14 protein-coding genes are annotated in these 12,691 nt (G+C 34.9%); 6 read left to right on the forward strand and 8 right to left on the reverse strand.

Annotated elements, in window-relative coordinates; translation table 11 throughout:
* Window positions 1-4 precede the first annotated feature (4 nt).
* Window positions 5-622 (reverse strand): spore protease YyaC, encoded by a 618-nt coding sequence (gene yyaC / locus ACFSTA_RS18320; protein WP_377558284.1) that lies wholly within the window; start codon window positions 620-622, stop codon window positions 5-7.
* An 89-nt stretch (window positions 623-711) separates the two neighbouring features.
* On the opposite strand from yyaC, the gene ACFSTA_RS18325 reads away from it, so the two are divergent.
* The 6 genes from ACFSTA_RS18325 to rpsR all read left to right on the forward strand — a co-directional run bounded on the left by ACFSTA_RS18325 (window position 712) and on the right by rpsR (window position 4,762).
* Window positions 712-1,737: a YkvI family membrane protein gene (locus ACFSTA_RS18325; RefSeq protein WP_377558285.1), complete on the forward strand. Its 1,026-nt coding sequence runs from the start codon at window positions 712-714 to the stop codon at window positions 1,735-1,737.
* A gap of 127 nt (window positions 1,738-1,864) precedes the next feature.
* The gene (locus ACFSTA_RS18330; protein ID WP_377558286.1) at window positions 1,865-2,062 is read left to right on the forward strand and encodes a DUF951 domain-containing protein; all 198 of its coding nucleotides are present in this window, start codon (window positions 1,865-1,867) and stop codon (window positions 2,060-2,062) included.
* Between the two features lie 202 nt (window positions 2,063-2,264).
* The gene (gene ychF / locus ACFSTA_RS18335) at window positions 2,265-3,365 is read left to right on the forward strand and encodes a redox-regulated ATPase YchF (protein ID WP_377558287.1); all 1,101 of its coding nucleotides are present in this window, start codon (window positions 2,265-2,267) and stop codon (window positions 3,363-3,365) included.
* A 175-nt stretch (window positions 3,366-3,540) separates the two neighbouring features.
* A complete protein-coding gene (gene rpsF, locus ACFSTA_RS18340) occupies window positions 3,541-3,828 on the forward strand; it encodes a 30S ribosomal protein S6 (RefSeq protein WP_377558288.1) in 288 nt (95 codons plus the stop codon).
* Between the two features lie 172 nt (window positions 3,829-4,000).
* Complete coding sequence (gene ssb / locus ACFSTA_RS18345) at window positions 4,001-4,495, forward strand: single-stranded DNA-binding protein (protein ID WP_377558289.1); 495 nt, start codon at window positions 4,001-4,003, stop codon at window positions 4,493-4,495.
* 36 nt (window positions 4,496-4,531) lie between these two features.
* Complete coding sequence (gene rpsR / locus ACFSTA_RS18350) at window positions 4,532-4,762, forward strand: 30S ribosomal protein S18 (protein WP_377558290.1); 231 nt, start codon at window positions 4,532-4,534, stop codon at window positions 4,760-4,762.
* Between the two features lie 342 nt (window positions 4,763-5,104).
* Here the strand turns inward: rpsR and ACFSTA_RS18355 are convergent, their stop codons facing one another.
* The 7 genes from ACFSTA_RS18355 to ACFSTA_RS18385 all read right to left on the reverse strand — a co-directional run bounded on the left by ACFSTA_RS18355 (window position 5,105) and on the right by ACFSTA_RS18385 (window position 12,560).
* Window positions 5,105-7,666 carry an ABC transporter permease gene (locus tag ACFSTA_RS18355; RefSeq protein WP_377558291.1) on the reverse strand — a complete coding sequence of 854 codons (2,562 nt, stop codon included), beginning with the start codon at window positions 7,664-7,666 and terminating at the stop codon, window positions 5,105-5,107.
* Window positions 7,663-8,358 (reverse strand): ABC transporter ATP-binding protein, encoded by a 696-nt coding sequence (locus ACFSTA_RS18360; protein WP_377558292.1) that lies wholly within the window; start codon window positions 8,356-8,358, stop codon window positions 7,663-7,665. Before ACFSTA_RS18360 ends, ACFSTA_RS18355 begins: the two co-directional genes overlap by 4 nt.
* 380 nt (window positions 8,359-8,738) lie before the next feature.
* Window positions 8,739-9,584, reverse strand: a complete 846-nt coding sequence (locus tag ACFSTA_RS18365) for a hypothetical protein (RefSeq protein WP_377558293.1) — start codon at window positions 9,582-9,584, stop codon at window positions 8,739-8,741.
* Between the two features lie 363 nt (window positions 9,585-9,947).
* Window positions 9,948-10,568 (reverse strand): ATP-binding cassette domain-containing protein, encoded by a 621-nt coding sequence (locus tag ACFSTA_RS18370; protein ID WP_377558294.1) that lies wholly within the window; start codon window positions 10,566-10,568, stop codon window positions 9,948-9,950.
* Window positions 10,569-10,582: 14 nt separating this feature from the next.
* On the reverse strand, window positions 10,583-11,260 hold the full coding sequence (gene modB / locus ACFSTA_RS18375) for a molybdate ABC transporter permease subunit (RefSeq protein WP_377558295.1): 678 nt from the start codon (window positions 11,258-11,260) through the stop codon (window positions 10,583-10,585).
* 17 nt (window positions 11,261-11,277) lie between these two features.
* Window positions 11,278-12,057 (reverse strand): molybdate ABC transporter substrate-binding protein, encoded by a 780-nt coding sequence (gene modA, locus ACFSTA_RS18380; protein WP_377558296.1) that lies wholly within the window; start codon window positions 12,055-12,057, stop codon window positions 11,278-11,280.
* 11 nt (window positions 12,058-12,068) lie between these two features.
* Entirely contained in the window at window positions 12,069-12,560 is a 492-nt protein-coding gene (locus tag ACFSTA_RS18385) for a DUF1189 family protein (protein WP_377558297.1), read from the reverse strand.
* Window positions 12,561-12,691: the final 131 nt, after the last annotated feature.

Here is a 12,691-nt window from a genome sequence, read left to right on the forward strand (position 1 = left end):
TAAATTAAATAGAATTCTCTTTCAGTTGCTTCATAACAACTGCAGGTGATATTTGATTATACGTTAATTGCTGATCAATAGTGACTAATATCGAGGCAATTTTTTTAGCCATAGATATAACGATAGATAATCGGGTGTTTTGTAATACAGAATACTCCATAAACCCACTAATATTGACAACTCCAGTTACATGAATGTCTCCTACAGCTGGGAGTGGTTTATTAAGTGCTGCCCCAGGTTTCAATGCACCCTCACTTGCAATTATATGCCCGACAGAACTTGTTTTCCCTAAACATGCATCAACTGCTATGATGAATGGATTTTTATGGTTTTGATGTATGAGATTCATGTAATCATGTAAATTTGTAGCATGTACCGGGTCATATAAGGTGCCGTAAACAGATATATGTCTTGGCTTTTGTTCGTCTAAATAACTTCCTGTTAATGGACCTAGGGCATCTCCAGTTGAACGGTCTGTACCAATACAAACAACAACATACTCACGGGGGCTATTTGGTAGCCAGGAAACAATCTTCTCACTAATTTTTCCACACATGTCTGGTTCCGTATGTAGCATTCTTATGGTATCACTTTTTGAATTGAAATGACTCTTTAGATTCATAGGTTTTCCTCCGCTAACATATTGTTATTAGTATACGGATAATAATGATCTTTTATACATGGTTACTAAAAATTATTGGAGGATACGGAATGTTTAAATCAGGATTAAAATGGATGTTTTTAATCATTGGTACTACTATTGGAGCAGGATATGCTTCGGGAAGGGAGCTATGGGAATTTTTTGGTCATGGAAGTGGACTGGCTATTGTATTATTTATGATCTTTTTTACCAGTTCGTGTATCGTTATTATGACGATAAGCTATAAACGAAAATCAACGGAGTATCGACCAGTACTTCGGGATATTGTTGGGGAAAAATTAGCCAAGCTATACGATATTATGATTTTTATTTATTTATATACGACAACAGTTGTTATGCTTTCTGGTAGTGGTGCAACAGGACAAGCATTTAATTTACCGTACTGGTGGGGAATTGCATTTATAGTAATATCCTTAGTCATACTATTTAGTAAAGATATTAGTGGATTATTATCAATCAATCAAATCATACTACCCATTTTATTAACGGGATTACTTTTTGTACTAATTCTATTTACGATTGATCAAGAGCTAGCATTGTTTTCTCATTGGCATGAACAAACGAATTGGATTGCTGCTTTTCCCTTTACAGCACTAAATATATTACCATTAATTGCGGTATTAGGGGCCATTGGTGATAAAGTAGAATCAAAACAGGAGATATGGTTTGCATGTATTGGAAGTGGAGTGATACTAGGGTCTATTTCCTATATATATAATAATAGTCTCATTCAAATAGCTGACGAATTACTACTATATGAGATACCACTTTTTGCGATACTAAAGAATTATCCATTTCAGATGGTTATTTTTATGTCCATATTATTATGGTTCGCTATTTTCACTACAGCTGCAGCAGGGGTACTTGGGATTGTGACACGTATTAAGAGTTATATAGACAAGCCTCTATGGATATTAGTGTTGACAACGCTACTTACAATGATCCCGTTAACAAAAATAGGCTTTTCCAATTTAATCGGTCTCTTATATCCAATTTATGGGGTATTGAACTTATATGTGTTAACACGATTGCTTTTATATCCAATATGGAATAATATGGAAAAAAGAAAGATGTAATATGGTGATTATTTCTCCGGTTGTAATTGTATAAAAGATTATTGTAATATAAAGAGTGACATAAATGGAATACGTATATATTTATCACGTTAAAATAAATTTAGGCAAAATGTGAGGAGAAGGAAACATGGTGGATAAGGAATTTGGTCTAAATGATGTTGTACAAATGAAAAAACCCCATCCATGTGGAGAAAATCGCTGGAAGATTATTCGCATGGGCATGGATATTCGGGTTAGATGTCTAGGCTGTAATCATAGTGTCATGATACCACGCCGAGATTTTACAAAGAAATTAAAAAAAGTATTGGAAAAATTTTCAGAATAAAATAGTTAAAATAGACTAAATCCTATAAAAAATGGTAAAATAAAAGTAGAAAAAGAAAAAATAATAGGGTAAGAAACAAAAATAGGTGTCCTAATGATGCCTATTTTTGCTTTTTACTTGCTTGTCTTTTTATTTACTAGTATCTATAATTGGAATAACGAACGCGTTCATATGAATGGAACCCTTAAGGAGTGAAAGTTGAATGGCTTTGACAGCAGGAATTGTCGGATTACCCAACGTAGGAAAATCTACTTTATTTAATGCTATAACACAGGCCGGTGCAGAAGCAGCAAATTATCCATTTGCAACAATCGACCCGAATGTAGGAATCGTTGAGGTACCAGACGATCGCTTAAATAAATTAACAGAATTAGTAAAACCGAAAAAAACAATACCAACAGCATTTGAATTTACAGATATTGCAGGTATTGTGAAAGGAGCTAGTAAAGGAGAAGGGTTAGGAAACCAATTTTTATCCCATATTCGCCAAGTTGATGCAATCTGTCAAGTCGTCCGATGCTTTGTTGATGAAAATATTACACACGTATCAGGTAAAGTTGATCCAATAGATGATATTGAAATTATTAATTTGGAGCTCATTCTAGCAGACTTAGAAACAGTAACGAAACGTATCCAACGTGTGGAAAAGCTTGCAAGACAAAAGGATAAAGAAGCAGTGATTGAATACGATATCCTAGCAAAAGTAAAACAGGCTTTAGAAGATGAAAAGCCAGCACGTGCAGTTGAATTCTCTGAAGAACATCAAAAAGTGGTCAAAGGTCTTCATTTATTAACGAGTAAGCCTATGCTCTATGTAGCAAATGTGAGTGAAGATGAAGTTGCTGACCCGGATGGAAATGAAAATGTACAGAAAGTAAGAGAATATGCTTCTAAAGAAGGAGCAGAAGTTATTGTTATCTGTGCAAAAATTGAAGAAGAGATTTCTGAATTGGATCACGAAGAAAAGGAAATGTTTTTAGATGATTTAGGGATAACAGAATCAGGTTTAGATAAGTTAATTAAAGCTTCTTACAGCTTACTAGGATTAGCGACGTATTTTACTGCAGGAGAACAAGAAGTACGTGCATGGACATTCCGCAAAGGGATAAAAGCACCTCAAGCAGCTGGAATTATTCATACCGATTTTGAACGAGGATTTATCCGTGCAGAGACTGTTTCTTATGGTGATTTAGTAGATGCTGGTTCAATGGGGCAAGCACGTGAAAAAGGTAAAGTTCGCTTAGAAGGTAAAGATTATATTGTTAAAGATGGAGATGTCATTCATTTCCGCTTTAATGTCTAATCAATCACTAGGAAAGTAACGTAGAAAAGGATCTCTCGAAAACTTGTTATTTAATATAAGATTTGGTATAATACACTATTGTGAGTAATGAATTTAGATTACTCCTTGCTCTTATTGCGAAAAGCTATGCTTTTTTATAGATAAGAGCCGCTAAGACCAAAAGGAGGTGTACCGGATGAGAAAATATGAAATCATGTATATCATCCGCCCAGACATGGAAGAGGAAGCTCAAACAGCTTTAGTTGAGCGTTTCAACAACATTTTGACTGATAATGGGGCGGAGATTGAAAAAGTTGATGAAAAAGGTAAGAAACGCCTTGCATATGAAATCAACGACTATCGTGATGGATACTATGTATTAATTAACTTCTCTGGTGATGAAAATGCAGTTAATGAATTTGATCGCCTAGCTAAGTTCAGTGAAGACATTATTCGTCACATTGCAATTCGAGAAGATCAATAATTAATTGTTCAAAAGGAGGATAAAAAGGACCGAGAAGTTCAAGGCGGTGTAGCTTTGAGGAACGGAGCGTATTGGAATGAATACGTAAGTACCGGAAAAGCAAGCCAACGAAGAAATTCGATGTGTCATTTTTACCGGACTATTTGAACATCAATAATAAGGAGTGGTTCTGATGTTAAATCGTGTCGTACTTGTCGGCAGGTTAACGAAGGATCCTGATCTACGTTATACACCAAGTGGAGTAGCAGTAGCTAACTTTACCGTTGCAGTAAATCGACCTTTTTCTAATCAGCAAGGGAATAGAGAAGCTGATTTCATTAATTGCGTCATTTGGCGTAGACCAGCAGAAAATCTTGCCAACTTTATGAAAAAAGGTAGTATGATTGGTGTTGATGGCCGTATTCAAACACGTAGTTTTGAAGGCCAGGATGGAAAAATGGTATATATCACGGAAGTTGTAGCAGACAGTGTACAATTTCTAGAGTCGAAAGGTTCCTCACAAAATAGAGGGGGACAAGATAACTACTCATCAGGATACCAACAAAATCCTAATCAGAACCAAAACAATCCAAACCAGAATAGAAATAATCAAACGCAAAATGATGAGGACCCGTTTAAAAATAACGGTGAGCCGATCGATATATCAGATGATGATTTACCATTCTAATCGAGTGGTGTAAAACCTAAAAAAGGAGGGGTATCAATGGCAGCTCGTCGCGGTCGTGCTAAGCGTCGTAAGGTGTGTTACTTCACAGCGAATGGAATTACACACATCGACTATAAAGACGTTGATCTACTAAGACGTTTCATTTCTGAGCGTGGAAAAATTCTTCCTCGTCGTGTAACTGGAACTTCTGCTAAATATCAACGTAGACTTACAATTGCAATCAAACGTGCTCGTACAATGGCTTTATTGCCATATGTATCTGAGTAATTCAATAAAGCTTCTAATCCAGTTATATGGATTAGAAGCTTTTTTAATATGGTTGTATTCTAACAGATTATTGCATTTCAAGTTAATAAATTTAATGAAAAATTAATGTGAAATGTGAAGTATCAGCAACGTGATTTTCGCTCTAGACAGTCGCTTTGCGCGTGCCCGTCTTCAACATCCTCGTGTAAAACCGGTAACTGCTCCTTCGTCTTCTAGTAACGATATAAAATTAATTCTAAAACTAGAATAAGAACAATTAATTATATAAAATTTGTTAATACCACCTAAAAATTAAATGATAATGTTTGCCCAAGTTAAAAGACAATATTATAGAGTAATAAATCATTTTCTTTCTCGTATCCCTTGATATGGGTTAATTTTAATTGCAAATTTACTCGGCAAAATCGAACCCAAAAAACCGATCATAATTGGAATTGAAGCCGAAATTAAATAAATATAAATTTGACTGACAGCTATTGATCCATACATAAAAAATAGAATCAACGATGCTAAAATAGTTCCTAATATCGCTCCACTAATGCCTACAAGAAGCCCCTCTAATAGTATTAATGATTGTATAGCACTGTTTTTCCATCCAATAGCCTTTAGTAAGGATAGCTCTGCTTTTCTCTCGGAGACGTTTTGCCACATAATTTCAGCTGTCGTCAATAATGCGATCACCGAAGCAATCCCAACAGCTATATAGTGTGTCGATTCTACCTCAAGTGCTACATACTCACCTAACCACGATGTAAATAATACACCTTTTAAATAAACCGTGATAAACAAGAAGATGGTAACTAAAGTGGTGGGAATAGTTATGACAAATATGGAAAATAAATTCCGTTTTATTTTTCCATAAAAATTATTTAAGACTAGTGTTAAACGATTAAAAGATTTAAATATCCTTGTTGTTCTAGTTGAGAATTCACCAGAATGAATCGTTTCGTAAGGATTAATGTTACGTACACCTATAATCGGAATACTTGCCCCCGTAAGATAGATTAGTAGAATAACTAAGCTAGCAAATAGGGTTTTCAAAATAGAAACGGTATTACCTTGTTCAAACCACATAAATGAAATAATCCATAAAATCAAGATAGCTAAAAAGCTTAACAAGAATGACTCAGATAGAATAACTTTTCGCAAATCCCTGGTACGCCATCCCATCGATAATAAAATACCAAACTCATGTCGTCGTGATAAATAAGAGATGTAATTTGTAGCAATGACATAGATAACAGCGACTGCAATAATAGCAACAATAATACCAGTATAACCTAGCATCGTTTCCTCAAAGACTGTTATCGCTGCCCCCAAATGAATCCAAGGCTGTTCGATCCAATAATCTTCTCCATCTAGTTTGTTTATATGGATTAAAACAGGCTGTGGGGAAGACCCAATTGTGATGTCGGTCATCAAACCTGTTTGTTCTTCGATATCTTTTGCCACTTGTTCAACAATACCATGGCTTTGTAGTCCTATTTCCTCTACACCTTCTACTTTTATTCGGATTGCAGATATAGCTTCAATACCATTCAACGCCACTGCAGCATCAATCGTTGTTAATAGTGTTGGAGGTTCTGTTAATAACCCTACTGGATTTCCTGTCGACGGCACCTTTTTAGGCGGATTAACCGGCTGCCCACTTGCATCCAAAACCTTGTCGGCAGTTGCTGGACGGTATGTTTCCATTGGAAGCTGGGATAAAGGATCTCGTGAAATTTCTAATTTGTCTGGGTCAAAAAAACCAAGGACATCAAAGGGTATATTATATGTATCTTGTAAAGGAAGGACGTTTAAATCTCTGTATGTATTTTTCACGAAATTCTCCACACTTTTATCTTTAGAAGTGAGTTGTTTTTCGTTAATTTGATATGCATGTCCCCATCTCTTCGGATAGGGACTCATTGTTTTTTTGTAATCTAATGGGCTGGTTTTATAAAACATAATCATTCTAGGATAAAGTTCGCCCTTCGATTCGCCTATTTGCTTTCCAGTAAATGGATTTGCCCCAAATGTATTTTTAAAAAAAGTATTTTTTATTTGAGCCCCAGTTACTGAGAAGGAGAACACTTCCTTCCGTTTTTCTATCCCATCTAGGAAATGATCGATCTCCTTCTTCTCATTTTTTTCTTGAAGCTTTTGTATTGTTGTCTCGTCTATATCTAGTTTTTCAACTTTACTTATAAATTGAAGTTGGTCTAAAGGATTGGGGTTAATAAGTAAAGGTGCATGGATTATTCCTTCTCCTTTATCGTAAACCCTATCAGAACCTTGAAAATATCGATTTTGTTCATAATCTCCCAATGCATCATCAAGTCCCACCAATTCTGCTTCCGCTTGTGGGTCTATACCAACAAGCAATTGTTGAGAAGTACTAGATATCCCATTATCTAACGGGTTTCCTTTCATTCTTTCGTTTATGTAATAATCTTCACCAATAGTAAAATAGGTTCCTGTTTTATAATCTGCATCTTCCGTATAGGTATTCACGGTTCGATATATCCCTGGTTCTTCAACAAAATTAGATTTATCAACATTATAATTTATTGTTATACCCGTATAACCAATCATTGCTACAGGAGCAGCAACTTCAACGTGATCTAATACTTTTATCTTATTATACTGGTCAACACTAATCCCTCCCTGAATATTACTGAGGAAATTAGGTTCCAAAAGTTGGTTGTTTTGTTCTGGTAGGGATTGACTTTCTTTTGGCCGTACAACAATGTCATAAGAAGGTTGCCAATGTTTTTGAAGTGTATTCTCAATGGTTCCTTTATTAGTCTCCGTAATATTGAACAGGTAGCTTAATCCCACACTTATCGTCAATACCCCAATAATAAGCAAGATAAATCGTTCTTTGTGCTTAATCCAATTTTTAAAAATAAAACGAATCATGTAGGATCACCTTTCCTATAATCAGCTACTATTGACCCGTCTCGCAATTCAATTATACGATCAGATCGACTAGCGAATTCTGAATCATGAGTTACAAATACAACGCCAATTTGATATTCTTGATGAATAGATTTTAATAATGCAAAGATGTTCTCGCTGCTTTCAACGTCTAGATTCCCCGTTGGTTCATCAGCTAGAATCCATTTCGGTTTATGAACTAATGCACGAGCAATAGCAACTCGTTGTTGTTGTCCTCCAGACAACTGTGAGGGAAGCGAATTTAATTTATCTTTTAGCCCCACTAATTCTAACATTTCCTCGGCTTGTCCTTTCTTATCATATGAAACTTTTCTTGGTACCATTGGCGACATAACATTTTCTAGAGCTGTTAGAGAGGGTAATAAGTGATATTGTTGAAAAACAAATCCAATTTGTTCAAATCGAAAATCAGCGAGCTTATCTTTTTTTATGCTAGTAACATCTAATTCATTGAAATAGATTTGCCCACTTGTCGGGTCATCCAGTGTTCCTACTAAACTTAAAATAGTTGACTTTCCTGATCCAGAAGGTCCGATAATAGCAGTATATTCATTACCATAAATAGTTAGATTTATATTTTTTAAAACCTCGGTTGTAAATTCTTGGTTTGAAAAGTTCTTAGATATATTATGAAGCAAAATGTGATTTACCAAGTGAAGAACTCCTTTTTTAGGATATGTTTGAAACAATATTTTCAAATTGATCAATGACTTGCGGAAGTGCGATAACTTTTCCTGATTCCTATAGCAGAACAAAAGTTGGAAAAATCCTTATATTATGACTTTGTAAAAAGGTAATGTTAGCTATTAAAGTAACCGAAAAAGGGATATTTAGCAACTTTGGAAATGTATTTTGTCCCTATTTCTAATATGAAAGATCCCCCCCTTTCAATAAAAAAGCCCAAATAATTGCAGCTTTCGCTACACTATTTAGGTTTATGCCCTTAATATATTCTTGTTAATTTTATTTTTCTATTTTATAAACTACTAAATCAAGTTTTTTCTTTTTCTATACCACCAAATTCCCCCACCACTTAATCCAGTATTATTAATAAAGTTATTATAACTACTAGTGTAGTAGAAGATGAAGATGCTGACTCGGAGTAAACTTTAGTATCAGGTCTTGCTATTACCTCTAAATCAATTGTTGATTCTTTCTCACTTTCTTCAACATCCTTCTCTGGATTCTCCAATTCTTCTTGTGATCCCTTAACCTCTTTTTCTACAGTGTTTTCATCTTTATCTTTTTCATCGGAGTCTGAACTTTCTTGTTTTTTGGTAGAAGTTGAAGTACTTTGTGACTCTGATTCATTCTTCTTTTCTGTATTTTCAACTTTACTGCTTGATGGAGAAGATTCTACTGTTGATTTTTTCTTTGATGATTCTGTCTTCGGTGTGCTAGAAACCTTCTCGCTAGTTTCTTCTTTAGGTTTAGTCTTGGGTTCCTCTTTAGGTTCAGTCTTCGGTTGCTCTTTGGGAGGCTTAGATTCTTCTTTAGGCTCTTCTTTTGGTTTCTCTTTCGGAGGTTTTGTTTCTTCCTTTGGTTGTTCTTTAGGCTTTTCAATTTTTTCAATGTAAACAGTCACGATTGCATGAGAATAAGTTCCACCCATCCCCATTTCAAATTTTTGACCATTATATTCTACATAACCAAATAATCCACCTTGAAGAATAAATTCATCCAAATTAGGATCATAAAATCCCCATCCATAATCTTTTTCTGAGCATACACCGTCTGGTCGTGCTGGATTACTCTCTGTGTGTATATCCGACTTAATAGTCATTGTACATTCAGGTACCCCTGTTTCTTCAGCATGTACATTATTCGAGCTGAATAATACTCCTAGTACTAAAATCATTGTCATTATTAACTTTTTCATTTTAAATTCCCCCTCATTAGTGTAATCCCTATCATAGTTATCGGCAAAATAAAAAAACGTTCTGCAGAAGTAGATATATGGACACACTAAATAGTGCGCTAAAATCCACGTTCCACAAAACACTATGTTTTCTTTAACCCCTGCTAATACAAATGGATTGCAATAAAAAACTAGAATAGAAAATATTATTACAAATGATATAACTACTAATTTGTGAGAAAAAGTGGATTTAATATATAACACTATTGAAAGTACTCATATACGACTGCTTTACGGGCAGAAATATTATCACCCGTAATATACCTTGGACTTTTTGTAGAAACTACCGCGATAATACTGGACCATCATACAATAAGGAAGGAATTAATCCTCCATAATCCGACCATTGTTCAAATGTAAGATTCGATCGCCTAATTTCTCAGCTTCCTCATAATCATGCGTAACCATAATGACAGGAATCTTCCATAACTTATGGAGTCGTAATAACTCATCTTGGCAATCAATCCGTGTATCTTTATCTAACGCAGAAAATGGTTCATCCAGCAACAATGCCTTTGGTTGTGTAGCAAGAGCCCGAACTAACGCAACACGTTGTTTTTCTCCACCAGAAATTTGTTTAGGATAACTGTCCAATAAATGTCCAATTCCTACTGTTCTAATTAAATCGTCTGTGAATGTTTTATCGACCATCCCATACGTAACATTCTTACATACAGTCATGTGAGGAAATAAGGCATAATCTTGAAAAAGATAGCCTAAATTTCGTTTTTGAATTGGTAAAGGTTTCTTTCCAGTTTCATATAAAGTAGTATGATTTAATTGAATGATTCCACTGTCAGGCTTCGTTATTCCGGCAATACAATTTAATATAGTTGTCTTACCTGCACCCGATGGCCCGAAAAGGACAATGATTTCATTATCTACCTGAAAGCTTATTTCTAATGAATAGTTTTTAAGCTTTTTATGTATATTTATATTAAGCATGAGCATCCCACCAATTAATTGTCACTAGTAAATCGTAATATATTCCGTCCACTCCACCAATTGAGCCATAACATGGCTGTAAATCCAATAATAATTATACTTACTACCCAAAAAATAGCAGACTCCATATTGCCTGACTCAACAGCAAAGTAAATGGCTAACGGAATGGTTTCCGTTTGATTAGGAATATATCCTGCAATCATCAATGTAGCTCCAAATTCACCAAGTGCTCGTGCAAAAGTCAAAATAAGTCCTGCAAGTAAACCTGGCCATGCTAAAGGGAAAGAGATCGTCCAAAAAACTTTCAATCGTGAAGCTCCCATCGTATAAGCTGCCTGTTCCAAATTTCTATCGTATGTTTGAAATGCAGCAGATGCACTTTGATACATTAAAGGAAAAGAAACTACAATAGCAGCGATCACAGCGCCTACCCATGTAAAAACGATTTGATAGTCAAACCACCTCAGTAGCATACTTCCAATAGGACCATTCTTCCCAAACAAATACAGTAAACCAAAACCAACTACTGTTGGAGGTAGTACAATAGGGAGTAATAATATTGATTCTATGACCCGTTTACCAGGAAATCGATTTTTAGCGATCACACGGGCAAGAACCGTACCAAGAATGAGAACAAATACTGTGGCAATCCCAGCAATTTTTAATGATAAAAATAATGGCGTATAATTCATAGTTAAAAAGTCCACCTTTAATATGTAAACCCATGTTTTTTAAATATTTCCCTTGCTTGATCTTGTTGTAAATACAATAAAAACTGCTTGGCAACTTCCGGATGCTCACTAGTTGTAGTAACTGCTCCGGGGTAAATAATTGGTTCATGTAAATGTTCTTCTATAGCCAATAACTTTTGCACGTTATTTTCTTGAAGGATGTCAGAATAATAAACAAAACCTACTTCTGTGTTACCTGATGCAACATATGTAAGAACTTGCCGTACATCTTTTGCGAATACTAATTTTTCTTGAAGAGAGGAGTTGTTCCAAAGATTACGGCTTTGAAGAGCGTCTTTAGCATAGTTTCCTGCTGGAACACTTTCTGGATTACCGATGGCAATTTGGTTAATATCTTGATGAATCAAGTCCTCTAACGTAGCAAAATCTAATTTGGAGTCTGAATTTCCAATTAAAATAAGCTTGTTCTTTGCAAATGTAACTTTCGTATCAAGAAGTAGCAAATGATGTTTTTCAAGCAGATCCAATGACTTTTCATCAGCAGAAAGGAATACGTCTGCTGGTGCACCTTGTTGAATTTGCCTAGCGAGGGTACCAGATCCGCCTATGTTTATTGTGATACGAGTGTCTTTGTGTTCCGCTTCGTATATATCAACTATTTCATTTAAAGCATCTGTTAAGCTAGTTGCTGCTGAAATTAACAAAGTGGTTTCATCCGCTGCCTCTTGATTGGATTCATTGGTAGAACAAGCTGTCATTAACACAACTAAACTTAATAAAAGTATAAAATGTTTCACATGAAACACTCCTATTTGGTATGAATCTTTCGTTTGGGATAAACGGTAATAATTATGAGTAACATGAGTACAGTATAAACAATAGCAACCCATAAAAATATGTCTGATACAGAAAAGAATAATGCACTTACTGTATAAATTAGAAATGGAATCGTTGCAGAATAGGCACACATCTTCCATAATAATTGTAATCGTAATTTTCTCCCCATTACGCTAGCGACCAAAGTCATTACGTAAGCAACAACCGTCATGCTTAGAAAAACGATAATGGTTAAAGGGAGATAGTAAAATATAAAGAAATAGATAAGTAGAAAGACGATATTCATATCTGATGTGAAACCAGTATTCTCATATAAGCGGTCAATTAATGAAGGGATAGATACAAGTAACAAAAGCAGAAACATATATATTACCGTAATATCCATACCCTTTCGATTTAATTGGAAGACAATACGCTTACTAGGTAGTCTTAAGCTTTGAAGAAATGTTTGCCATAAAATCATATATTCCATCCTTTTAATTGAAATATGGAAAGTACTAGAAAGTCTTTTTTCCAGTACCTTATTATATTATAATAGAAATTGCGAAAAAAACGTAGGATCACTACGTTTTGTTATATCACTTATTAAATCGC

This window comes from Ornithinibacillus salinisoli (assembly GCF_042684965.1).
Classification (GTDB): Bacteria; Bacillota; Bacilli; order Bacillales; family Amphibacillaceae; genus Ornithinibacillus; species Ornithinibacillus salinisoli.